The sequence below is a fragment of the uncultured Porphyromonas sp. genome, assembly GCF_947254915.1.
GTDB lineage: Bacteria > Bacteroidota > Bacteroidia > Bacteroidales > Porphyromonadaceae > Porphyromonas.
The window spans coordinates 1-23,528 of the sequence record NZ_CAMYEZ010000015.1 but is presented as its reverse complement, the minus strand read 5'-3'; the positions used below and the strand labels follow the sequence as shown (position 1 = coordinate 23,528).

At 54.5% G+C, this 23,528-nt stretch carries 19 protein-coding genes; 13 read left to right on the top strand and 6 right to left on the bottom strand.

Going from position 1 to position 23,528, the window contains the following annotated elements; genetic code table 11:
• Positions 1–162 precede the first annotated feature (162 nt).
• From Q0X57_RS02105 to efp, 3 genes are all read right to left on the bottom strand, one after another.
• A complete protein-coding gene (locus tag Q0X57_RS02105; RefSeq protein ID WP_297726944.1) occupies positions 163–2,154 on the bottom strand; it encodes a DUF4954 family protein in 1,992 nt (663 codons plus the stop codon).
• Between the two features lie 56 nt (positions 2,155–2,210).
• Entirely contained in the window at positions 2,211–4,025 is a 1,815-nt protein-coding gene (locus tag Q0X57_RS02100; RefSeq protein ID WP_297726941.1) for a 4-alpha-glucanotransferase, read from the bottom strand.
• Positions 4,026–4,166: 141 nt separating this feature from the next.
• Entirely contained in the window at positions 4,167–4,733 is a 567-nt protein-coding gene (gene efp, locus Q0X57_RS02095) for an elongation factor P (RefSeq protein ID WP_297726938.1), read from the bottom strand.
• A gap of 171 nt (positions 4,734–4,904) precedes the next feature.
• On the opposite strand from efp, the gene Q0X57_RS02090 reads away from it, so the two are divergent.
• The 7 genes from Q0X57_RS02090 (at position 4,905) to Q0X57_RS02060 (ending at position 10,962) form a co-directional block, all read left to right on the top strand.
• Positions 4,905–5,792 (top strand): nucleoside phosphorylase, encoded by an 888-nt coding sequence (locus Q0X57_RS02090; protein ID WP_297726935.1) that lies wholly within the window; start codon positions 4,905–4,907, stop codon positions 5,790–5,792.
• 575 nt (positions 5,793–6,367) lie between these two features.
• Positions 6,368–6,670, top strand: coding sequence for a YtxH domain-containing protein (locus Q0X57_RS02085; protein ID WP_297726932.1), 303 nt, complete (start codon positions 6,368–6,370; stop codon positions 6,668–6,670).
• A gap of 208 nt (positions 6,671–6,878) precedes the next feature.
• The gene (locus Q0X57_RS02080) at positions 6,879–7,328 is read left to right on the top strand and encodes a hypothetical protein (RefSeq protein WP_297726929.1); all 450 of its coding nucleotides are present in this window, start codon (positions 6,879–6,881) and stop codon (positions 7,326–7,328) included.
• A 15-nt stretch (positions 7,329–7,343) separates the two neighbouring features.
• Positions 7,344–7,799, top strand: a complete 456-nt coding sequence (locus Q0X57_RS02075; RefSeq protein WP_297726926.1) for a hypothetical protein — start codon at positions 7,344–7,346, stop codon at positions 7,797–7,799.
• Between the two features lie 138 nt (positions 7,800–7,937).
• Positions 7,938–8,618, top strand: a complete 681-nt coding sequence (locus Q0X57_RS02070; protein ID WP_297726923.1) for a hypothetical protein — start codon at positions 7,938–7,940, stop codon at positions 8,616–8,618.
• A 5-nt stretch (positions 8,619–8,623) separates the two neighbouring features.
• A complete protein-coding gene (locus Q0X57_RS02065; protein ID WP_297726920.1) occupies positions 8,624–9,544 on the top strand; it encodes a hypothetical protein in 921 nt (306 codons plus the stop codon).
• Positions 9,541–10,962: a TolC family protein gene (locus tag Q0X57_RS02060; RefSeq protein WP_297726917.1), complete on the top strand. Its 1,422-nt coding sequence runs from the start codon at positions 9,541–9,543 to the stop codon at positions 10,960–10,962. The genes Q0X57_RS02065 and Q0X57_RS02060 overlap by 4 nt, the downstream gene beginning before the upstream one ends.
• 29 nt (positions 10,963–10,991) lie before the next feature.
• Here Q0X57_RS02060 and Q0X57_RS02055 read toward each other — a convergent pair whose 3' ends face one another.
• The 3 genes from Q0X57_RS02055 to Q0X57_RS02045 are packed head-to-tail and all read right to left on the bottom strand — an operon-like array spanning position 10,992 to position 13,670.
• On the bottom strand, positions 10,992–12,191 hold the full coding sequence (locus tag Q0X57_RS02055; protein ID WP_297726914.1) for a DUF6080 domain-containing protein: 1,200 nt from the start codon (positions 12,189–12,191) through the stop codon (positions 10,992–10,994).
• Positions 12,175–12,765: an HAD-IB family hydrolase gene (locus Q0X57_RS02050; RefSeq protein ID WP_297726911.1), complete on the bottom strand. Its 591-nt coding sequence runs from the start codon at positions 12,763–12,765 to the stop codon at positions 12,175–12,177. The genes Q0X57_RS02055 and Q0X57_RS02050 overlap by 17 nt, the downstream gene beginning before the upstream one ends.
• Before the next feature lie 14 nt (positions 12,766–12,779).
• The gene (locus tag Q0X57_RS02045; protein WP_297726908.1) at positions 12,780–13,670 is read right to left on the bottom strand and encodes a UbiA prenyltransferase family protein; all 891 of its coding nucleotides are present in this window, start codon (positions 13,668–13,670) and stop codon (positions 12,780–12,782) included.
• A 155-nt stretch (positions 13,671–13,825) separates the two neighbouring features.
• On the opposite strand from Q0X57_RS02045, the gene Q0X57_RS02040 reads away from it, so the two are divergent.
• The 6 genes from Q0X57_RS02040 (at position 13,826) to Q0X57_RS02015 (ending at position 23,269) form a co-directional block, all read left to right on the top strand.
• On the top strand, positions 13,826–15,718 hold the full coding sequence (locus Q0X57_RS02040; RefSeq protein ID WP_297726905.1) for a heavy metal translocating P-type ATPase: 1,893 nt from the start codon (positions 13,826–13,828) through the stop codon (positions 15,716–15,718).
• Between the two features lie 657 nt (positions 15,719–16,375).
• The gene (locus Q0X57_RS02035) at positions 16,376–16,981 is read left to right on the top strand and encodes a DUF3575 domain-containing protein (protein WP_297726903.1); all 606 of its coding nucleotides are present in this window, start codon (positions 16,376–16,378) and stop codon (positions 16,979–16,981) included.
• A gap of 10 nt (positions 16,982–16,991) precedes the next feature.
• Positions 16,992–18,467, top strand: coding sequence for a DUF3868 domain-containing protein (locus Q0X57_RS02030; protein WP_297726900.1), 1,476 nt, complete (start codon positions 16,992–16,994; stop codon positions 18,465–18,467).
• 9 nt (positions 18,468–18,476) lie between these two features.
• Entirely contained in the window at positions 18,477–19,496 is a 1,020-nt protein-coding gene (locus Q0X57_RS02025) for a FimB/Mfa2 family fimbrial subunit (protein WP_297726897.1), read from the top strand.
• A 51-nt stretch (positions 19,497–19,547) separates the two neighbouring features.
• Positions 19,548–21,020: a hypothetical protein gene (locus tag Q0X57_RS02020; RefSeq protein ID WP_297726894.1), complete on the top strand. Its 1,473-nt coding sequence runs from the start codon at positions 19,548–19,550 to the stop codon at positions 21,018–21,020.
• A 2-nt stretch (positions 21,021–21,022) separates the two neighbouring features.
• Positions 21,023–23,269, top strand: a complete 2,247-nt coding sequence (locus Q0X57_RS02015) for a fimbrial protein (RefSeq protein WP_297726891.1) — start codon at positions 21,023–21,025, stop codon at positions 23,267–23,269.
• Positions 23,270–23,528 lie beyond the last annotated feature (259 nt).

The window sequence follows — 23,528 nt, the reverse complement described above, 5'->3', positions numbered from 1 at the left end:
GTGTAGGGACGCACAGATCGTGCGTCCCTACACAGGGCTACACGTAACGGACGCTGTAACCTTTGACACAACGGACGCACGAGCCGTGCATCCCAACAGTGGGTTGCACGTCTCGTGCGTCCGTTTATTTCGCCAGTCGTCTCGCTGTAGCGAGTTGCGAGGTTACTCGGGGAGGGCGTCGATCTGCGCGAGGATCGTCTCGCCGAGGAGCTTCTTGCGACTGATGTGGTCGTGCACCTCTATGACGAAGGCATTGTCCTCATAGTTGCCTCGCACCTGCTCGAAGTCGATGCGCCGGTTGTGATCCCCATCAAGGTCTATGCCGAAGCCGACCTGCGTGAGCATCTCAAACTCTTTGTGGGCATCCTGGAGGAGGTACTCGTCTAGCGTGATGACGGTCTCTTGCCACTCTTTGATGATCTGTATGACTCGCTCCACGGTGAGATCCTTGGCTGCGATGTCGTACCAACGGAGCAGCAGGTCGTAAGCCCAGTGCCACTCGATCTCGTAGTAGCGACTATGTATGGCACGGATGGCGACGTTGACCTCTTCAAGCGTCTTGATCTGCCCCTCTTTGATCTGCTTGATCAGATTGCGCACGAGCCGACGAGGAGCGATCATACCTGCTAGGTCGAGCCAGTCTGAGAGCCCCTCATTGCTGGTGGGTGGCAAGCAGGCGACAAGCTCGCTTTTGCTCTTGGGAGCTTGGTCCTGGATGCGCTGGATGAGTGAGTTGCCGAGGAACTTGATGATGCCCATCTCGTAGTAGCGACACCCCTTGACGAGGGAGCTATGACGGATGTGCATATCGTGATAGATGTAGGTCGCATCGGCACTGCCGAGGTGCGTCTCTAGAGCCTTGAGCTTGTGCCACCCTTTGTACATTTTACCGACCGTATAGGGCGAGAGGAGGTTGTAGTTGATGCAGTCGAGCTTTTCCTCTGGGTGACGCTTGTCACGCTTAGGCCACTTCTTGGTATCACGGATGGTACCGACGCTACGCAGGTTGGTGCCTGGCACGAGGTAGGTTTGGTTGTCATTCTCTATAATGTAGGAGAAGGGGAAGTCTGACGAATCAATGTGCGCTACGTGACGTCCCATAATCAAGCTAAAAGCTCCGATGCGCGAAGGCCACAAGACGTACGAGTCGGAAGTGGTCTTACTACCACGCTCTACGATGCCCTGGTGAATGGGGCCGAGCTTATAAAGGTGGTTGCTCTGGTTAGATCCACTACCCGCATTGAGGAAAGAGTAGTAGCCAGCGATCAGAAGGCTACTCTTGTGCATCGTAACGGTAAAGGGACCAGCAAAGACGGCACACGCCTCACCGTTTTCGCACTGACAGTTGGCAAAGAAGAGCGAGTCGTGCGCACTGAAGAGGTGGGTCACCGAGCAACCCTGACCGATGAAGCTACGCGAGACGTTGGAACCGTCTGAGACGACACAACCAGCGGAGAAGATGAAGTCCCGACAGATCACCCCGTAGCCAACCTTTGTGGGGCTCAGAGCCGTACTATTGACCGAACCATTCTCTAAAACAGAGGCGCCGATGATGGAGCTGTGAGGGCCAACCTTGACATTGGTCATAAGACCGCAATGCTTGATGATGGAGCTCTCGCCGATGGAGCCACGATCCGAACGTACGGAGTCGGTGTACTCCTCAACAAGCTTAGAGAGAGCAGCTTGTAGTTCCTTGTCGTGGCGATACATGGCCAGCATATAAGCAGTCTGAGCGGTCAGGATATCGCAGATGGGCACCTCGCGACCGCCTGTCTCGTTGAGCACCTCGACGAGGAAACCATTACCAAAGGTGGTCTCGCCCGTTACCTTGAGAGCGGCTATATCGTGAATAACCACATCGTCAGCGATGTCGTAATGCGAGATGCAGTCCCGTACCCCGTCAATGATGACGCGATCACCTATGGTACAGTTGATCAGCTTCACATGAGCCAAGCGATAAGGCTCGACGTAGCTCGGCTCCTCCTCGGAGGGGCGACCGCCACGGTTGTCTCCGATCTCACAGCTCCCGATGAAGTGAACCTGCTGACAGCGACTAGCGTCAAAGTATCTATGAACGCGAATCAAGGACCAGTCTTGCGCTTGGCAGCCCTGATCCGTTAGTTGTTTAATCTCTTTTGAATTAAGCTTTCGCATAGATTATAGGTTGGGTTGTTTGTAGAAGTTTGGGAGAAAATAATAGGATGCTACGCTCACAGCCGATGCGTCTCTGCGATCATCTGGCGGAGCTGTCGTATCCAGTCGTCTGGGAGCTCCTCGACAGCGATGGGCATGCGGTAGCTCCATACATGGTGGGGATTGCTCGGATCGTTGATCTGCTCGCTATGCGGATCGACTATGGCGCAGTGCTCGGGACTCAGGGCTAGCCAGTCTTGTAGCGGCAGGATGCAGAGTCGTGAGGGACTCTCTAGGTGTCGGCGCACGATGATCTCGGCCAGCTCGGGTGTGAGCGTGGTGTCGTAAGGGACGCCGTAATCAGTGAGGAAGTAGTCGTAGTAGCGTCGTGAGCGCACCTCGTCTTCTGCCCACCACAGGCGCAGTGGGGCGCAGTCGTGCGTTGAGGTGGTAGCGACGCTGTCCTCGGAGAAGTAGGGCGCCGCTTCAAACTCGATGCCGGCACTCTTAGGCATGCGCTCCACGTATAGCTTGAGGATGCCGAGCTCCTCTAGGACGGGGTAGACACACTGAGGGACCATCCCCAGATCCTCGGCACAGAGATGGATGCTCGTGAGATCTTTCAGAAAGGTTAGACGCTCCAGTCCACGCTCGCGCCACAGCTTTTCGTTGCCGCCGTAGTAGTAATCCTCGCAGACGGCTCTCATACGCTCCTGTAGGTCGGGCGACAGCATCGCAAAGGGCGCAGCACTCGCCACGTCGTAGCGAGGCACGTAGCCCCCATCGAGACGTTCGATCCAAAGGACCTGCGTCGTTGCAGGATTTTTGGTCGGCGCTATCCACTCCGGTCGTAGCGTCTCGGCCAGCCCTAGCTTGGAGATCTCCCGCTTCAAATAGCGTCGTGAGGGAAGAAAGTACCCCAGCATCCCAGAGCGCCCATCACGTGGTATGGACCACATACGGAAGAAGCCCAGCACATGATCCACGCGCAGGTAGTCATAGAAGCGCCCTAGATAGTCAAAGCGCTCTCGCCATAGCTTTTTCGAGTTTCTGCGACAGGTCAGGATGCCCCAGTTCTGCCCATCTGGAGAGAAGTAGTCGGGAGGAGCTCCGCAAGAGAGTCGCTTGTTAAATTGGGCCGGGTAAGCAAGCGTGTCCGCTGCATGCGGGTCTACCCCCACGGGCAGGTCTCCCATGAGCGCCAGCCCGTGCTGGCGAATCGTTGCCACGGCACGGCGCATCTGTCGCTGCGCTACCATATAGCAGTAAGCGTAGAAATTGCCCGTACGGGCGACCAAGGCTTTGTTTTTCTCTTCCAGCTCCTTGACCCGCTCCATCGCTTCCCAGAAGTCCCACTTCTCACGATCTAAATCGGGAAATAGGTCTAGAATCATTCGCTCGCAAACCCAGTAGTGCCAGATAGGCATACTCCTAAAAGGAGCATGCTTGAGCGTCAACCGAGCATAGCGATTGATCATATCGGTGAAGTACCGCGAAGCGTCCGCCTGCTCCGTAAAGGAAGCCCACAACCAGCGTCGCTTGAGTCGCCACACTTGCGTATAGTCGAAGGTCTTTTGCTCACTGAGCCTCTGAGCCTCCGCACGTAGCTCCTGCTCCAGTTGTTGATCCGCCAGCGGCGGGAGCTGATCCACCGCTATGTAGATCGGATTAAGTACCGTTGAGGCTAGTGGTCGATAGGGATAGGAGTCACGACTATCGCCATAGAGGGTTGTGTCCTCCAGAGGAAGTAGCTGTATGATGCGCACGCCCATCCGCTCTACCACTGGCGCAAACGCCTCCAGAGCGGCAAAGTCTCCACAGCCCGCATCGCCTTGGCGACGCAAGCTAAAGAGGGGGACGGCAATCCCAGCCTGATGCGGTATCTGACTCATATTATATATAGTGTGACCTCAGCGGTAAATTCGGAGAAGCCATGCAGCTCTGACTGAGAGAACTGCACGGCTTCTACAGCATCGCCCATCAGCGAAACGGAGGAGGGCGACTGCTTTAGGAGAGATATGTGCTAGTAACGCTTACTCCTTGACACGCCCTACGTAAGAGCCGTCACGTGTATCTACCGTGACCATGTCGTCCTGATTGATAAAGAGCGGTACGCGGATCTCAGCCCCCGTCTCAACGGTCGCAGGCTTAAGACTATTGGTAGCTGTATCGCCTTTGATACCTGGCTCTGTGTGAGTAATGCGCAGATCTACGTGTGCTGGCAGCTCGCAGGTTAGGACAGTCTCGCTCTCAGCATGTACCATCGCCTCAACCATGTCACCCTCCTTGAGGAAGCGGACACCATCGATCAGATCGCCATTGATAGCAATCTGGTCAAATGTCTCGGGGTGCATAAAGTGGTAGCCCATCTCATCGTTGTAGAGATACTGATAGGGACGACGCTCTATGCGCACCTCCTCTACCTTGACACCACTATTCCACGTTTTGTCAAGGATGCGACCCGTAGAGACGTTACGTAGCTTCGTGCGGACGAAGGCTGGTCCCTTGCCTGGCTTAACGTGGAGAAACTCTACGATGAAGAAGTACTGCCCATCAATGTCTAGGCACATGCCATTGCGAAAGTCTGCTGTTGTAGCCATATATTATCTGTCTATTCAGTGAAGTTACTTAGTTACTTACCGATGCAAAAGTAGTAAAACATCGGCTACTACGCAAATAGCCCCCGACACCTCTACCATCGAAAAGGAGGTAATGTTGCGAAGTTTTTGTATTTTTGGAGTGTCATCATTCAATATAAATGGATTACTACTATGAGTACACAAAACCGCATCATACCTCCCAGCGAACTAATCGTCAATGACGATGGCTCTATCTTTCACCTCCATCTGAAGCCCGAACAGCTGGCGGACAAGGTTATCCTCTGTGGCGACCCCTCTCGTGTAGATATGATCGCCTCCCACTTTGACTCGCAGGAGTGCTCCGTGAGCAACCGTGAGTTTCACACGATCACGGGTACCTATCGTGGCAAACGGATCACCGTCCAGAGCCACGGCATAGGCTGTGACAACATTGAGATCGTCATCAACGAGCTAGACGCACTCGCCAATATTGACCTGCAGACTCGTCAGGTACGTCCCAACCACCGCAAGCTAACGATGGTACGCATAGGTACTAGTGGAGGGCTACAACCTGAGACACCGATAGGTACGTTTGTCGCAGCACACAAGGCGATTGGCTTTGAGGGATCGCTCTTTTTCTACGCTAATACAGAGGCGATACGCGACCTCCCCTTTGAGGCAGCACTCAAGGAGCAGCTACAGTGGCCGATCAAGGGTCTCGATCCCTACGTAGTCAACTGTAGCGAGGCGCTCTACGAGCAGATCGTCGGGGACTATGGCGACATCGTCCGTGGCTGTACAATCGCTGCCAACGGATTTTACGCTCCTCAGGGAAGGCAACTACGCCTACCTCTTGCTGATCCGACGCTCAATCAGAAGATTGAGGCGTTTGAGTATGAGGGTCAGCACATCACCAACTTTGAGATGGAGTCGGCCGCTCTCAGCGGTATCGGCAACCTCCTAGGACACGACACGCTGACCGTCTGCTGCATCATCGCAGGTCGTCAGAACTTGAATATGAATACCAACTACAAGCAAGGCATTGACGGGCTCATCGAGCTCGTCCTAGAGCGCATCTAGCACTCGTATGCTGAGAGAGCTTAGTAGGCGTGGCTACTAGGCGGGGTTGACACATAACGACCCTGTATCCTAGGAGCCACACCTGACGATAGCTCAAGGACATAAGGATTTAGCCTCGCTACGTAGCGCTATAAACGCACTTTATAGCGACGACTACATCTCCGCCGATTGCAATTTCTCCCGAGGAAATTGGGAAACGCCACGGAGCAAACGAAAATTCTTCACGGAGAGCCGAAATAAAAGTTCGGAAGAATGAAATGAAACTTAGGAAGAATGAAATCAAAGTTCCGAAGAATTTTTTCGTTTCTCACTGGATAATTGAAGATTTCCACCGAGGAGTTGTCTGATTTCCACGATGGTAGCATCAATGAACTCATCCCGTATCAGGCGTTCCTCAGACGGCAAAGACCTCTTCTTACTTGCTATGTGACCATTTTTTCGTACCTTTAGAGTGTCAAGGTGATACTCCGCCACTTTATAGGCGTAAGGAGAGTCACCGAGACAGAGATCTGCGGACGAATCTGCAGACGTATGAACCAAGACAATAATATTCACTATAAAACAACAGAACAGATATGAACAACACTGGACGTATAGCACTAGGCATTGCTATAGGCGCTGCTATCGGCGCTGCCATCACCTACCTTTCTGACCGCGACAAGCGTGATCAGCTCTATGACGACCTCAGCACGACGGCCGACCGCACTCGTGATACTCTCGTAGAGGGATACTACGAGGCTAAGGATCGCTTTGAGACTTATCGCGACAAGCTTCGTAAGCGTAGCAAAGACTTTGCTGAGGAGGTCGAGGAGCAGTTTGACGAGACCATAGGCAAGGCTAAGGAGACACTGGACGAAGCTAAGAAGGCTGTCAAGTAGTCTGTCGCACTGAGGCTATTTCCACTGAGCTGTAACATTGAGCTATACACAAGAGCCATACACACTCAACTAGCACTTAGAGAGTAGCACGCTCATCCGCACCCGAGAGACGACCAGTCCCTCACGACAGATGAGTACGCTACTCTCTTGCTTATCTCTAGTCTCTAATATCTAACCTCTAAAGTCTCACCTCTAATATCTAGTCTCTATGCAAGACTTCAAGACTTCTCGCTTTATCTATCACACCAAGGAGTACCTCAAGGCATCGGTGCGTCAAGCGATCTACTCAAGCACTGATACGGGCATGAGGGTCGTTGGCAACCTTGTGGCGCTACTTTTAGTACTTGCGCTCATCCCCTTCGTGATGCTCCTCTTACTCTTGGCCGGGGTAGCTGGTATCAATGTGTGGCTAGAGCTAGGATGGGGTTGGAGCCTACTCATAGGTGCTGGAGTCTTACTACTACTAGTCCTCGTCGCACTACTCCTGCGCAAGGTCATCGTACGCTCCGTCAGCACGTGCATCTACCGCAGACTGTACAGTTCGCTAGCCAAGATGGATGACAAGCTACGCCCGCAGCCGATGCCCGAAGAGTACGCTGATGAGAGCGAAGAGCCACTCTACCCTACCGACGAGGAGCCTACCACGCCAACCCGCTAACTGGACTATACAACCATGAAGAAAAGAGTATCATACCAAGACTTCCAAAGACATCAAAAGATCGCTGAGGCTGACCTCCAGATCGCCGAGCGTGTCTGGCAGAGAGACGTAGAGTATATCAGGGAGCAGGGTGTCAAGAAGACAATCATTGACGAGGTCAAGGATCAGATCGTTCCTCCCAAGTCGTTTCTAGGGCGCATCATCACCCCATCTAAGCGACGTAGCAGAGGCAAAAGTTCGCTACTAGACAGATTGCTGGGAGGCTTCACACGCTCCACCGATAGGTCGCTGACACGAGGCGACTATGCCAGTGAGGTACAGGGCGCAGTGCCAGAGCCTACTGGACGTACACAGCAACTGATTAGCACAGGGCTAGCAATCGCCAAGCCGATCTTGTGGACCGTAGGTCTAGGCATAGCAAAAGGGTACCTACGCCGTAAGTTCAAGCCTCTGCGTCTCTTCATCCGCTAAGCCCTCTAGAGCCTAGGATCTTCGTCATAAGTGCTCACCAGCACAAGAGGCTTCAATCGCTTATTTCAGTACCTTTGCGGAGCGTAAGGTCACGCCTTAGTTTTAGTCTCTCTTGGCATTGCATTTTTCCGAAGCTTTATGCACCTCATAAGTAGATATCTCCTTATTCTCTTGCTAGCAGTCGGCTGCTATCCACTCGTAGCGCAGGAGCGAGCCGAGCTAGAGCAGTGCTATCAGACGATCATCGAGCGACCCCTCGGCGTAGCCCCCGCCATCAGCGACAGCGCTTGGGGTCAACTCATTCAGAAGGCACTCGACAGACCCGACTCCACCGTCACCCTGCAGACCAAGTCTCAGGCTTCGCTGGAGATGCGGATAGACAAAGCTCGTCTTCGCTGCACAATCTCTGTATCCAGTCTGCTTACCTACGAACTCCTACTTGCGCCTTGGCGCATTCAAGGCGAGCAGCCACTCCTGCAGATCACCACTATTGAGAAGCCTTACCATGTGAGCCAGCTCACAGCCTTCCTACCCAAGAGAGATCAGCAGTGGGAGCTGAACCCTACCATACCATACACGGACTGGCTTTTACATGCTAAGGAGCCAGTACCCACCTCTTCCGAATCCCTTTTGACCCAGATGCCGATCGTGCTAGCCTTCGCCACAGAGCAGGGCAGGCGAGAGGTGCGGATCCTTGCGACGCCTTCGCTAGAGGGCTGGACTACTAAGGAGGAGGCAAAGCGCATCCAAGAACTCATCAGCATATCGCCCCAACCCTATCAACTGACACAGCGGGGCATCTTGAAACGAATCAAGTAAGACCCATGGCTAGACTAGACAACAAGCACATCAAGTACATCATCGCTGGAGCGGCTCTCGTGGTGCTCCTCGTCATCGTTGGTGCATGGATATATATAAGGAGTGAGCGACAGCAGATGCAGAGCGTCCAGAGCGAACTGGTCGACATGGAGAAGCAACGCATGCAGCAAGAGCTAGACGAGCTCGCAGCGCAGTATCAGCTACAGTACGACAAGCTCGCCTCAGCATCGGGCGAGACGAGTCTCTCCTTTGACAATGATGAGCTACTCGCTCAGCTGGAGAGCGAGCAGGAGCGTGTCAAGCAGCTAAGCCAAGAGCTTGCCTCCGTAAAGTCGTCCAACGCAAAGCGCATCAGCGAGCTAACGGGAGAGATCAACACGCTCCGCGCCCTACTCCGTAGTTACATCGTACAGATCGACTCGCTCCATGCGACCAATGAGCGACTAGTAGCCGAAAACCAACAGGTCAAGGAGGACTACTCCCGCGTCAGCAGTGAGGCTTCACGGCTCACGGAGGAGAAGGCTGCACTATCCAACCAGGTCGCCATCGCTGCCCGCCTAGACCTTTCTGGACTCTCCGTCTCTCCGCTCAACAATCGGGGCAAGCGCACCTCACGCATTGACAAGGTAGAGACACTGGCGGTCTCCTTTACCCTAAAGAAGAATGTCACCGCCCCCGTTGGCAACAAAGCTATCTACGTACGTATCCTCAACCCAAACGATATGCCGATGAGTGGCTCTGGCGGAGCTTTCAGCTTCGAGGGACAGACTCTTCAGGCGACAGCCTCCAAGAGTATTGAGTACACAGGCGAGGACACCCCCGTCACCATCTATTGTCAGATTACACAGGCGCTTCTCTCGGGAAGCTACCGTGCAGACGTTTTTGCCGATGGACATCGCATCGGTCATACCACCTTTACCCTATGATGAGAGATCTATTAGTGGCACTGCGAGGCGCACTGATACTCGCATTCTGTAGCATACTCACCAGCTCCCTCTATGCGCAGACGGAGCCTCTCAAGCTGTCGCTACACGATTGCATACGCTACCACCAGGAGAGCCCCGCGCCCTCCGCACAGCTAGAAGCACAGCGACAAGTAGCGCACGCAACACGCCTCAAGGCTCAGAGCAACTTCTTCCCGCAGGTCTCCCTCTCGGGCGGATGGCTCTACACACCAGCAAAGCTTAAGCCCTTCTCAATCGATCTCTCCTCTTGGCTTCCACCGACGCAGTTGCCGAAGCTCCCTGGCGTACCCACGCTGAGCGAAGCACAGTCTTGGCTAGATGACAAGATGAGTCTTGAGCTAGGTCACATTTTCTACGGATCCCTCTCGCTACGCCAGCCTATCTTCGCTGGTGGACGCATCTATAACGGTATGCGCCTAGCGCAGATTGGCGAGCAAGCTGCCGAGTACCAGTGGACCATCCAGCAGCGTGGCGAGGAAGAGCAGATCGCTAAGACTTATTGGCAGGCGGTGCAACTACAGGAGCAGCTGAAAGCGATCGGTCAGTTCAACGCTATGCTTGACAAAACGCTCGCCGACGTCTCCGCCATGAAGGATCAAGGAGTCGTCGCTGACCGTGAAGTGGTCTCCGTACGGGTCAACCGCAACAATGCCAAGCTCCAGGAAGGTAAGCTACGCGAGGGCTTGCAGGCTTTGCTGATCCTACTCAAGCATCAGTGTCGCATCCCCGCCGAGCAAGCGATAGAGCTTACGCCAGACTTCACCCTCGCCAGCCAGCAGCCGATTGATCCGTGCCAGCCCACGCTATACAGCACGGTCAATCTGAGGGATCGTGTCGAGCTCAAAGCAGCCAACCTAGCCGTCGAGGCGGAGAAGCGACGTGCTCAGATGGCACTCGGGGAGATGCTCCCAGAGGTAGGCTTCACGGCACAGCTACTCACCATGTCGCCCAATCCTATGGACGGTTTCAAGAAGCAGTTCGGTACTACTTGGATGGTCGGCGTAGCCGTTCAGATACCCATCACAGGCATCTACCAAGGAGTGCAGAGTCGCGCCGCAGCGCTTGCCAACCAGCAGGTACGTCAGCTAGAGTTGCAAGACGCTGAGCGTGCTATCCAAATGCAAAACGAGCAAGCCTCACAGCAGCTCACCGAGGCACTCACACGCTACGCTGATACTGAGCAGATCCGAACCGACGCAAAGCTCAACCTCGACCTCTCGACCGAGGGACACAAGGAAGGCGTCGTCACACTCGAGACGCTCTCGCTAGCGCAACGCAACTGGCTCGAGTCGGAGATGCAGTACATTGAGACCTTCGTCGCCGTGCGTCTAGCGCAGCTCGCCGTCAACGTCGCCACCGGCCAGCCCCTTGACCTCTAGCTCCTACCCCATACTGCACAGCTACAGCCTCATCCCATACGTGATAAGATGACAGTCAGGTTGTGGGTACACATATATATAGATAGGAGTAGCAGAGCAAGATCCATATATCGGTAGGCCTGCCTAGGCACCACACGGTAAAGCCAGCCTAACGCCATCGGCACTAGGAAGACCCAGTGTCCCCCGAAGATAATCGCTTCGTCTAGTCCGTACCCACCGACGAGATGCACTGCCACATCAACCGCTAGGTAGAGCGGTATCGCCCATGCCAAGGGGTAGCGTCGTCCTACCCCAATCATTGCGAGCAGCAGTAGCACCACTCCCCATGGAAATAGCTTCATAGCCCAGCAGGCATAGGGCGTAGGTCTCAGCACCGTCTCGCCATACAGCTCACGCATCTCTAGATTGCTGATGAGGAGCGGGTGACCGAAGAAGTCTGGCACTATATCTGCCGACCTCGTCTGAAAGCGTAGCAAATCATTGACCTGAGCCGTGAACATTGACTCCTCAGCCCCGGCACGTCTCTGCTGGTAGAACCACCCTACCGCCACAACGAGTGCCAGCAAGAGGAGTGTCGGGAGCAACACTTTACGCACCCGCCACCAGAGCGACTCTTCTTTGCTCAGGAGGAGCAGCGAGAGTGGCTTAGCAAAGTTTGTCAGCGTCACGCCACCCAGCAGGAGGCTCCATAGCGTAGCATGCCAGCCCGACAAGCGTTTCTCTCGCTTCAGCTGACCACTCAGACAGAGGAGGGATAAGACGAGTAAAGCCATCGAGAGCGGATAGCTCTCTACCGTAAAGGAGAGCGTCATCACCGTAAAGGTTGACAGGAGCAGCCCCGAGAGGAGCAGACTGCGTCCCGTATCGAGCTGTACCACGCGCCTTAGATAACCGCAGCATCCCGCCACGGCAATAGCCATTAGGAGTGCAGAGCCGAGAAGCATCACAACCAGTGCTCCTCTTTCGCCTAGGAGTGGTACCAGAAGCGCCCTATTAATAAGGTATAGCGGCGTGATCAGCGGGTGGCTCACGTCCCACGCCCCGCCCCGCGTCGTAAAGCGGAAGTAGTTGTCATACCCGAGGTAAGCACCGATAGCGTTGCCATGTGGCATCAGCAGCCCTGTGCTATAGATATAGAGTGCTAAGAGGGCGAGTAGCGCCCAGACACCCAGCAGGCATAGTAGCTCCACCCGCCACCGCTGGAGTAACTGCTTATTCAAAAGTCCCATAGTAATGCTTCGTACATAGTGCCAAGAAGTCACGATCACTCGCGCTGTCGCCATAGCCATAGGTTGTGACCGTTCGCCACTCAGGGAGGGCTAGGTCCAGACGGCGCACCTTTTCGGCACCCTTACAGTTGGGCGTGGCAAAGCGTCCCGTATAGATGTCCTCCGCCAGCTCCAGCTCCGTTGCTAGCACCAGGTCAAAGCCACGACCCATAGCCCACGACGAGACCGCCAAATCTGTTGAAGCGGTCAGCAAGACCGTCCGATGTCCGTCACGCTGATGTTGCTCTAGACAACGTATAGCCTCGGGGCGGAGCATCTGATCTATCTGATCTGCAAAAGCAGCACCCCGCTGTACCCCCTCTTCATAGCTCCAGCCCCGCACCACCGTACCAATGATGCGCTCCTTGTAGCGATCAGCCACGCCACCACTCAGCCGATAGGTCGCATACTGATAGAGATAGTAAGGCAGGTGCCACACGAGCGAGCCGCACGACTGCATCTGCACCAGCCACGTCAAGAGCGTGTCCCGCCGTGTGAGCGTACCATCTAGGTCAAAGATTGCTATCGTATCCATACACACTTCCTCATTTACAGCACATAGCGTAATAGTCCAAAGAGTACGCCCCACATCACAACACAGAGTCCAATGATAGCATCTCGGTAGACCACCTGCGTAGGACTACCGCTCCGCTCCTCCACGAGTGTGATCTGGAGGTAACGCAGCAAGCCCACGAGGACTGGGAGTGCCGTCAGGTAGAGGTAGTCTCCGCCAGGTTCTTTATGCACTTCTGCCGAAAGCGTGTAGAGGAGGTAGCAGATGAGTAGGACGCCCACGATCATCGTCAGCGTATGGTCTAGGAAGGGGCGATTGTACCCCTTGATAGCTTGTCGCATCGCTACCCCACTGCGCTCGTAGAGGAGGTAGTCGTCACGCCGCTTGGCTAGAGCTAGGAAGAGAGATAGGAGTAGCGTCATCACTAGGAGCCACTCAGAGACTACCACTCCAGCGACTATTCCGCCGAGTAACACCCGCAGCACGAAGCCCAACGAGATAGAGACCACATCAACCACCGCTATCCGCTTGAGCCAATAACTGTAGCAGACGTTAAGCAACCAGTAACTCCCCATGATCCCAAGCGTCTGACACCAGAGCGCACGAGGCAGAAAAGCCAGTGGCAGAGCCACGGCAATCATCAAGAGGAGTGCTGCGATGATCCAAGCGACTGGTAGCGACACTGCCCCAGAAGCTATCGGGCGCAGACACTTCTTAGGATGCAGACGATCACGCGCTTGATCCACGATGTCGTTGACGATGTAGATCGAGGAGGAGAGGAGCGAGAAAGCTAAAAACGCCACCACCAAGCCGCCCCACAGCGACGAGTCTAGGAGCACCCCACCGAAGAAGGCGGGAGCTAGGACAAAGAGGTTCTTGATCCACTGATCGCAACGTAGCAGACGTGGTAAGGTAGCGACATTCATCTAGTAGTAACGATTGATAGAGTGAATTATGCGTATGCACAAAGATACAACATTTCGTCTATGCCTGAAGCCTCCAACGACAGAGACAAACTTTTGCAACGGAGTTGCACCCAGATAGCTATACCTTTGCCTTCGTAACAGTAACTCTCTATCTTATGAATAAGAAACTAATCCGCATCATACTCACAGCCCTGCTACTCATCGGGGCTTATATCGTAGAGCGCACCTGCACACTTCCGATGTGGCAGCTCCTCTTGGTCTACCTCGTGCCATACCTTATTATAGGGTACGACGTACTCGGTGAGGCGGTCGAGGGAGTGGCGCATGGCGAACTCTTTGACGAGCACTTCCTTATGAGCATCGCCACCATCGGCGCACTCTGCATAGGCTTCCTGCCAGGGGCCGAAGCGCAGTTCCCCGAGGCGGTCTTCGTTATGCTCTTCTTCCAGCTGGGCGAGCTCTTCGAGGGATACGCCGAGGGCAAGAGCCGTCGTGCCGTCTCCCACCTCCTCGAGATACGCCCCGACACGGCACACGTGCTGCGTGACGGCGTTGAGCAGACAGTCGCACCTGAGGAGGTGGCCGTGGGCGAGACGATCATCATCAAGCCTGGCGAAAGGGTGCCACTCGATGGCTTCATCGTTGAGGGCTCCTCAGCGCTCAATACGGTCGCACTAACGGGCGAAAGCGTACCACGTAGCGTCACCGTCGAGGACGAAGTAATGTCTGGCTGTGTCAACCTCTCGGGACTTCTCACCGTCCGTGTCGCCAAGACAGCGGGAGACTCCACCGCCTCAAAGATCATCGAGATGGTTGAGCACGCCACCGATCATAAGTCACGGAGCGAGACGTTCATACGTCGCTTCGCCCGTGTCTACACCCCGGTCGTGGTGATCGTAGCGCTCCTACTCGCCTTCCTGCCGCCACTCCTGATGGGCAGCTTCGCAGACCACTTCGCCACCTGGCTGTACCGCGCACTGACCTTCCTAGTCATCTCCTGCCCCTGCGCTCTGGTCATCTCCATCCCGCTCTCCTTCTTTGCGGGCATCGGAGGCGCTTCACGGGCTGGTATCTTGGTCAAAGGGGCTAACTATATGGACGCTTTGGCGAAGGCGCGTGCCGTCCTTTTTGACAAAACAGGCACCCTGACGAAAGGCACTTTCACCGCTAATGCAGTACACCCGACAGCCTGCGAAGCGAACCATCTACTACATATGGTGGCTCACGTGGAGCGTCACTCCACACACCCGATCGCTACCTCCCTGCGCAAAGCCTACCCCAACGAACAGGACGACTGCACCATTGAGGAGGTCGAGGAGCTGGCTGGGCGAGGGGTCAAGGCGCGTGTCAACGGCTCCGTAGTTCACGTAGGCAACGTAGCCCTGATGGAGTCTATCGGTGCTCAGTGGCACCCATGCGACCATGCGGGCACCATCGTACACGCCGCCATCGACGGCACCTATGCGGGACATATCGTCGTCTCCGACACGCTCAAGGAGGAGTCTAGCCACGCCATCGAGGCGCTGAGCCGTCTAGGCATCCGCCAGCTGGTCATGCTCACGGGCGACCACGAGGAGGTGGCTCAGCAGATCTCCAAGCAGGTGGGTATCACCGAGTACTATGCGGATCTGCTCCCAGCGGACAAGTTGTCTCGACTTGAGGCAATCCTCCAGCAGCCCGCCCGAGGCACCGTCCTCTTCGTAGGCGACGGTATCAACGATGCGCCAGTCCTAGCGCGTGCCGATGTGGGTATCGCCATGGGCGGACTCGGCTCTGACGCTGCCATAGAGGCGGCCGACGTGGTCATCATGGACGACAACCCGCTCAAGATAGCAACCGCCATACGCATCGCACGCCACACAGTCGGCATCGCACTGCAGAACGCATGGTTTGCCATCGGTATCAAGGTGCTGGTACTGCTCCTAGCCTTGCTCGGTGTAGCCTCCATGTGGATGGCGGTCTTCGCTGACGTAGGCGTCACAGTCCTCGCCGTGCTCAATGCGATGCGCGCCCTGCGCCCCGTCAAAGTTAGCAGATCAAGCAACTAAAGCCGACACTCGATCCCTATAAAACCCAATATCCACGGAGATATGCCCATATCTTCGTGGATATTTTTTTTGATGCTTAGGAAGAGCGAAGAGAGACTTCGGAGAGAAGAAATCGGAAGGTCGAGGAAATTGAGAAATTCCTCCGTAGAGATCTTGGAACGTCCACGGAGAAACGGAAAAATTCTTCGGAACTTTGATTTGCTTCTTCCGAAGTTTCATTTCATTCTTCCGAAGTTTTATTTCATTCTTCCGAAGTTTTATTTCCCAGCTCCGTGGAGAATTTTCATTTTCCCCCTGACAAGTCCCAATTTCCTCGGAAGATATGGCATTATCGAGCGAAATGTGCGGTGATTTTTGCACAACTCGTTTATTTGTTGTATCTTCGCTGTGAGTTCTTACTTGGGGAAGTGTCCCCTTTAGGAACCATCGTTCTTCTAAATAAGTGAGAGACCTTACGAACCTCCAACTGCTTAGGCAGTAATTCACTAGACAGATTTCCCCTCGGCTACTCACCTAAAGTGCTTGAGACGAGCCCTCATTGAGGACAGCTACACAGCCCCAGAGCTGGAAGCATCGCCACCTCTCACCTCATTCCGTTATCTAATTCCTGACCAATCAGGAGTGCTTTCTTTGAAGCATCCTATAAATAGTTCGTCTATGAAAAACCTCTATAAGACTTTGCTCGTATGCCTGCTCCTCTCGCTCGCTGGTACTCTGTCAGCGCAGCAAGTAGGTGCCAAGGTCAATACGCTATACCTAGCCACCTCGACGCTCAATGCGGGCGTGGACTTTCGCATCGCTTCGCAGTGGAGCGGTTCGATCCTCGTGGGTTACAACCCGTGGCAGTTCCCCAGTGACCGTCAGGTGACGCTCTCCAATGGGGCTCAGGTCAATGCTAACCCCAAGGCGATGCACCTACTGGTCATGCCTGAGGTCAAGTGGTGGCCCTGTAAAACTTTCGAGCGGCACTTCATCGGCCTGCACGGGATCTATGCCACCTACAACGTGGGTGGACTTCCTCTCCCCGAGCAACTGAAGGATCGTCGCTATGATGGCAACCTCGTGGGGGTCGGCCTCTCGTGGGGCTACCAGTGGGCGTTTGCCAAGCGGTGGGGCGTAGAGCTATCCATCGGTGCAGGCTACGTCTACACCCGTTACAAGCAGTATGAGTGCGGTGCCTGTGGAACCCTCCAGTCACAGGGCAGCAAGGGGTCCTTTGCTCCTACCAAGGCTGCTCTCAACATTATCTACTACCTGAAGTAATACACGCCCTATGAAGACATTTACGACCTATATAATAAGTTGTCTCAGCTCCCTGCTACTCGTCGCTACCCTATCGTCTACGACGCTGACGGCGCAGAGTGGCTTCCGGACCGATGCAATACAGTATGAGAACCTGCAGATGCGTACACGCGCTGGAGACCTCTCGGTATCTTGTCAAATAGTCATTCCCCAAGACGCTACGCCTCGTGGCAAAGCGCTCCTCATACAGCCGGTCTACAAGACGGCCCAAGCTGAAGAGATACTCCTGCCCCACTTGATCCTCAATGGTAAGTGGCAAGCTCCCTACTACGAGCGCGAGGTGGCTCTCCAGAGTCATGAGGAGTATATGAATACCCGCCCCTATGGTGTCGCTACCCTATCGGGTAAGCACGACGCCGAGCCACTCACGATCAACTATGAGATCACGCAGGCACTACCTAAGGGAGCTACTGGAGCGCTAGAGATGCGCTACTACGGTATGGATTGCTGCGATACCGATCCGCTAGGGCTACTCGCCTTGACACCGGCTAAGCCTGACCGCATCACCATCACTGAGGACAATCTCTCGCCCCTCCTAGCAGCTCAGGATGAGCCGACGAAGAGACGTCAGGAGGAGATCGAGCTACGGATCAACTACCGCTTTGACCGCTCTGAGGTTTTGCCTAACTACAGACAAAACAACGAGCAGCTCACAGCGCTGGCCAATGCTTTGGCTCCTATTCTGAATGATCCGACGAGCTACAAGGTTGTCCTCGGAAGCATCACAGGCTACGCCTCTCCCGAAGGACCAGAGCTACACAACAAGGGACTCTCCGAGCGTCGTGCTCAGAGCATCAAGCAGTACCTCATCAAGCAGTATGGCGAGACGCTCTTCGGCAATCTCCAGGTGATCGGTGCGGGTGCTGACTGGACAGGACTACGTGAGGTGATCGCTCGCTCTACAGGTCGTGCAGACCAAAAGGCGGTCTTAGCCGTCTTAGACGCTAGCTACACACCCGAGCGTCGTCAGGAGGAGCTGGCTAAGCTCTCCACTTATGGCGACCTGCTGCGCAACGTTTACCCACCGCTACGTCGCTCTACCCTGCGCGTAGAGTATGAGGTGCGTGCCTTTAGCCTAGAGGAGTCCATCGAGATTATGAAGACTAGACCGAAGGATCTATCTGTCTCGGAGCTGAACCGCATAGCAGCCGCTTACGAGCAGCAGGGACGCAACGCTGACGAGGTCTACCGCATAGCAGCAACCTGCAACCCGACCAACGTCGGCGCACAGCTCAACTACAGCCGCCTACTACTCCTAGAGGGCAAGCTCTCGGAGGCATGGCAGATCCTGCAGCCACTCTATGCGGAGCCTGCTGCATACAATAACATAGGAGTCTACTACATGCTCTCGGGCAATGAGCAGCTGGCGGGGCAATACCTGCGCCAAGCGCTCACCACACGAGACGCTGCAGTGGCTCGTCAAAACCTAGAGTCCTTCGCTCTGTAAATGCTACGTATGACTAGTATAATGCAAGGGAAGCCCCCTTTCCACAGCTTAGCTAAGCGATGCTCTGGGACACTTTACCAGAGTGTCGTGCTAGGTCTGCTACTCCTCTGCGGAGTGTTGCTGACGAGCTGTGTACCGCAAGACCCGCGCGACATCTGCTGTAGCAAGGTCACGCTCGAGTATCGCTACGTGCGTCACAATGTGGACGAGTACCCTACTGAGGTACAGCAGATGAGGCACTTCCTCTATGACGCTAACGGCAACCTACTCAAAGAGGTGCCACAGAGCCCCGCTACGCCCCAGACGCTCTCCCTCTCGGGACTGCCCGTGGGTCGCTACACGATCCTCACCGTGGGTAATGCCACTGAGGAGCATACGCTACTCGATCCTCTAACTAGAGGAAGCAATCTGTCTGACATGACGCTCACGCTGCGCAAGCTAGCTGATGGACGTTATGCTCCGCAGGGTGATCAGCTCTTCTGGAACTATAAGACGATCGACATACAGCCAGGTGCCAACGATCACTACATCTGTGATCTCGCCAATATACATACGCACCTTTATTATAGTGTCATCTGGGAGTCTGTACCACCCTATGCCGATGGCTACACCGTACGCCTCTCGGGGCTGACGGAGCAGTACAGCCTAGACCCAGCGAAGTCGAACCTACATCTACCGATCAACGCTGAGATGCAGGTCACGCACGACTTCCCGCTACACGCGCCACAGCTCATACAGCTCGAGGAGCAGCCCAAGCTCTTTAACCACACGCTAGAGGGCAGCTTCATCTCGCTACGCTATCTCAACGACCGCATCCCCACCATTCAGGTGTGGCACGGCGATGAGGCAATCACCAAGCCGATAGACTTGACACGCGCCTTCCGCTCCTTTGGCTGGATACCAGACCAGAGACCCGAGCAGATCTACCGCATCTTACTACGCATCAATGATGATGGTAGCGTCACCCTATTCCCTTACTTCAGTGGAAGCGTTGCAGACTGGGTGCCCGGTGGCACAGTCACGCAGTAGCCGCACACTATCAATTAGCACAAATAACGAAATCAACAATATAACTAGAGTATGAAAAAGACAATTGCAATAGTGCCTCTACTCTTACTCGCCTCGATGCTCACACTGCTCGTAGGCTGTAATAGGAGTACGGGTGCCGAAGAGCCAACCCTCACAGAGGGCAAGCCATCGCTCACCTTCACGCTGCAGATGCCGCAAGGAGAGCCTGTCACCTACCGCTCAGCAATCCATGATCAGCCTGAGTGGACGGTCAAGTCACTGACCATGTATCAGTTCAACGCTGACGGCTCCAAGCTACTCAGCATTGACAAGATTGACATGGCAAAGCTCCAGCAGACGGGCGAAGCCGAGTATAGCTATACGAAAGACTTCGACCCCGACAAGGTTGGTACGACCAGCCGCTTCCTCTTTGTCGCCAACGATGAGATAGCTGGCGTCACTGAGGGCATGAGCCGTGCCGACTTTGAGAAGCTCCTTATGACCAAGCAGCTTGCTGCCGATGGTACCTCAAAGGACATCCTCACAGGCACCGACCCCGACTACACCATCCCTATGTCTGGCGTAGCTAAGCAAGGCAATACCGAGCTGATCGCACTGGTAGGTACCAACAAGGGAACCACAGTCGTCCTGACTCGTGCCGTAGCTCGTGTCGATGTATCGAACCACGTGCCTAACCTAACCATCACAAAGCTTTACGTCGAGAACACCTACGACCGCACCACTACCTTCCCCACGAAGGATGCAGCTGGTGAACCCACTTATCAGGCTCCCGCTGATGCTCAGAAGGTGACTATGAGCGCAGGCTTTGCCGACCTTCCCAACCCCTTCACCGGTATCGCAGGTGCTGAGGGTAACGAGCTCAAGAAGGCTATCTACCTCTACGAGGGTCAGCAGCCCGAGACGGCGGCTGAGGTAGCAAATGCCACGACAATCATCGTCGAGGGCAAGCTCGCTAACGGCATGGCGGTCAAGTACCGCATCCCCTTCGTCCGCTCTAGCGAGACCTACACACCTGTCAATATCAAGAGGAACTATCTCTACCGAATCATCCTTGGTGACAACTCACCCCTGGAGCCAGGTAGCAAGCTTGTCTTCACCATCGAGGACACGCCATGGAATGCAGTCCTCCTCAACCACCACATGCCTGCTATTGATGTAGAGCTGATGCGTCATGTCACTACCTCTACACTGAAGTATGACTACCTCCACCACACCCTCTACACAAACTCGTTGCAGGCTGAAGATCACTACGTCTTCCAGCTCTCTACACGCTTTAAGGATCACACAGCATATACTGTGACACCTATCAACGATGCAGCCAAGAGGATGAAGTGTGTAGTACGTACTGAGAAGGAGTTCGAGCAGATGCAGCTGTTGATCGACATACGTTATCAAGACGATCTAGACAACAGAGACGAGGCTCGTGTAGCTCAGTTCGCCATCACCAGTGATGCGGCTCCTGAGATCCAGTGCATTCTCACCATTGTCTACGACAAGGATTATAGAAACCCAGACTTTAAGTAACCATGAGACATACCATAAACTATATAGCAGCCCTCCTAGTGCTGTCGCTCTCCCTCCTCTCTTGTAGTAGAGAGACGGGGCTCAAGATGGACGAGGGAGCAGGCAATACCGTAAGATTCACCATTGAGTCTTCACTCCGAGCTGCCGGTGACGAAAACACGACACGCCCCACGCCAGCACTAGATCGTGAGCGCAAGATCGTAGACCTCTATGCCGTCGTCTATAGGACTTCGTCTGGTCTGCACTACAAGACAGTCAAGTGTACTGATCTGACAGCTGGACAGTACGAGTTTGACAATGAGAAGAGTGGTGACTTTTACTTCTTCCTCGTTGCTAACCCAGACGCTGATCTAGTTGCCAAACTGATGGCCGGGCCCACGACTCCCGAGGATCTAGGGAAGCTCGTTGCAAAGCAGACCCCAGGTGAGGACAATCAGGCTACAAACTTCCTCATGACCTCCGATCGTCAGAACGTCACCGTCAAGTCCAAGGAGTCTACCAACCTCGGTAAGATCAAGCTGGTACGTGTTGCTGCCCGCTTTGATATCTACAACACCATCGAGGGGTTGGAGATCCAGAAGGTAACCTTCGGCAAGCGCCGTGTCCAGTCTCACCTCTTCGCACAGGTTGGCCAGATGGCAGAGATCGAGGCTACGGAGAACGCTAAGGTCTACGACGGCTCACTCTTTGAGAACAATACCCTCAAGGCAACCATCTACGGCTACGAGACCGACGTGCGCAACGAGACCTTCTTTACCATCGAGGCTACCTACAAGGGTATCGCACTCAAGCCTGAGACTGTACGTCTAGAGAACTTCGTCATCAAGCGCAACCACCTCTACAACATCATCCTCCAGGATGTAGGTGGCGCACACGATCCCGCAGACCCAACGATGAAGTTCGGTCAGTTCCAGTACCAGGTCAAAGTGATCGACTGGAACGATAGCGAGAAGGGAATCAACTACGCTGAGGACGATGTCCTCAAGCCCTTTTACGTAGACTACGCTGCTCAGATCTCCAACGCTCCCTACATGACCCCTTACCTGGTCAACTCTCCCAATGAGATCTACACGACCACGCAGGGGAAGAGTGAAATCACCTTTACCATCGGTGGCTACACAGAGGCTGGTACGCTCGAGCTAGCTGAAGGTCAAGACAGCCACGGAGCAACGCTAGAGAAAGTAGGCACTCCTACGACCGACCCCAAGACGGGCAAGATCTCGCAAGACTACAAGCTCACGATCCCCGCAGCGACTGAGCTCATCCCTCTAGTCAATGGGGCAGGCAAACCTACCCTGCCAGAGTATGAGGAGATACAGCTCGTTGCCAAGAACTACTCAGGTGCTACTAAAAAGCCTCTGACGATCAAGCATGGTCGCTTTAAGATGCCTCTAGAGTATGTCACCGAGCACTACCTAGCCCCTCATCCTGAAGCGGCTAATGGCGAAAACTTCACGTTTGCCACAGACGAGACCAGCGTTGATGGTGTTGGATACTTTCACGTGCCGACCTTCCTGGAGAAGCACAAGCATGTAACCATTGACGGCAAGGGCTATCACCTCGCCGACAACGTCTATGAGCTAGCTAGTATCATGCCTCTTAAAAACCAAGTCACCCATGGTGTTACCGAGTATAGCGTAGGAGAGTCCGCTGGTCCCATAGAGAATGCAAAAGAACCTACCACATTCCCCTGCTGGGCATACCCTGACAATGGGCAGAGCCCCCGCTTCCTCTTCACAGCAGACTACCGTACTGACAAGGCCAATCACGTCTCCTACGGACTGCGCCATAAGAGAGTGAGTGACGGCTACAACAATATGTTCGTCACGGCCTACCGCTACGAGTGGGTAGGTGACTTCAAGGGTGATAAGACAGGCAAGATCTCATCTTACTACAAGATCACCTCTCGCTATCTAGGCCCTAACTGGAATGGTGGCGTCGATGGCATAGCCAACGAGGCTTTCTGGAACAGCAACAAGGAGAACGATATCACCCGTACCTTCTACGCTGCTGGATATGTGGATCAGATGTACCTACACGCTAAGGACAATCCTAACTCTCCCTATGCACATGTCGGACGATGGGCTATCATCCTCTCAAACAGGGCTGACATTGATGCATCATATGTGGTTTGTGGCACTTTTGATAATCACCATATCACTGGCGCAGCAGGTATGTATACTCGGTCTAATGACCCTAGACCTGAGTACGTAATATGGTACCCCGTACGTCTCTTCAGTGACAAGTAGTCGCCTAGAGCGTTAGTCTCCGAGCGAGGCTACACGTACAGATACAGCGAGGCGGTGTCTCCCCAGCATGGGGTGGCACCGCCTCTGCTATATGTCGAGACTGCTGACTTTTGCAACAGTCTCATGTCAGGAGCTGCCCTCCCTAGGAGCCGCATTCCTCCCCTCGGAAGTGCTGTTCCAAACTGATGGGAAGCTTTCGTTCCACCCCCCTCGGGAGATTTTCGTCCCTCCCTAGGGATTTTTTTATCCCTCCCTAGGG

Bases quoted from the DNA above. Each gene is read 5' to 3' on its own strand.
- Q0X57_RS02105 (WP_297726944.1), bottom strand. From the start codon at position 2,154: ATGCGAAAGCTTAATTCAAAAGAGATTAAACAACTAACGGATCAGGGC.
- Q0X57_RS02100 (WP_297726941.1), bottom strand. From the start codon at position 4,025: ATGAGTCAGATACCGCATCAGGCTGGGATTGCCGTCCCCCTCTTTAGC.
- efp (WP_297726938.1), bottom strand. From the start codon at position 4,733: ATGGCTACAACAGCAGACTTTCGCAATGGCATGTGCCTAGACATTGAT.
- Q0X57_RS02090 (WP_297726935.1), top strand. From the start codon at position 4,905: ATGAGTACACAAAACCGCATCATACCTCCCAGCGAACTAATCGTCAAT.
- Q0X57_RS02085 (WP_297726932.1), top strand. From the start codon at position 6,368: ATGAACAACACTGGACGTATAGCACTAGGCATTGCTATAGGCGCTGCT.
- Q0X57_RS02080 (WP_297726929.1), top strand. From the start codon at position 6,879: ATGCAAGACTTCAAGACTTCTCGCTTTATCTATCACACCAAGGAGTAC.
- Q0X57_RS02075 (WP_297726926.1), top strand. From the start codon at position 7,344: ATGAAGAAAAGAGTATCATACCAAGACTTCCAAAGACATCAAAAGATC.
- Q0X57_RS02070 (WP_297726923.1), top strand. From the start codon at position 7,938: ATGCACCTCATAAGTAGATATCTCCTTATTCTCTTGCTAGCAGTCGGC.
- Q0X57_RS02065 (WP_297726920.1), top strand. From the start codon at position 8,624: ATGGCTAGACTAGACAACAAGCACATCAAGTACATCATCGCTGGAGCG.
- Q0X57_RS02060 (WP_297726917.1), top strand. From the start codon at position 9,541: ATGATGAGAGATCTATTAGTGGCACTGCGAGGCGCACTGATACTCGCA.
- Q0X57_RS02055 (WP_297726914.1), bottom strand. From the start codon at position 12,191: ATGGGACTTTTGAATAAGCAGTTACTCCAGCGGTGGCGGGTGGAGCTA.
- Q0X57_RS02050 (WP_297726911.1), bottom strand. From the start codon at position 12,765: ATGGATACGATAGCAATCTTTGACCTAGATGGTACGCTCACACGGCGG.
- Q0X57_RS02045 (WP_297726908.1), bottom strand. From the start codon at position 13,670: ATGAATGTCGCTACCTTACCACGTCTGCTACGTTGCGATCAGTGGATC.
- Q0X57_RS02040 (WP_297726905.1), top strand. From the start codon at position 13,826: ATGAATAAGAAACTAATCCGCATCATACTCACAGCCCTGCTACTCATC.
- Q0X57_RS02035 (WP_297726903.1), top strand. From the start codon at position 16,376: ATGAAAAACCTCTATAAGACTTTGCTCGTATGCCTGCTCCTCTCGCTC.
- Q0X57_RS02030 (WP_297726900.1), top strand. From the start codon at position 16,992: ATGAAGACATTTACGACCTATATAATAAGTTGTCTCAGCTCCCTGCTA.
- Q0X57_RS02025 (WP_297726897.1), top strand. From the start codon at position 18,477: ATGACTAGTATAATGCAAGGGAAGCCCCCTTTCCACAGCTTAGCTAAG.
- Q0X57_RS02020 (WP_297726894.1), top strand. From the start codon at position 19,548: ATGAAAAAGACAATTGCAATAGTGCCTCTACTCTTACTCGCCTCGATG.
- Q0X57_RS02015 (WP_297726891.1), top strand. From the start codon at position 21,023: ATGAGACATACCATAAACTATATAGCAGCCCTCCTAGTGCTGTCGCTC.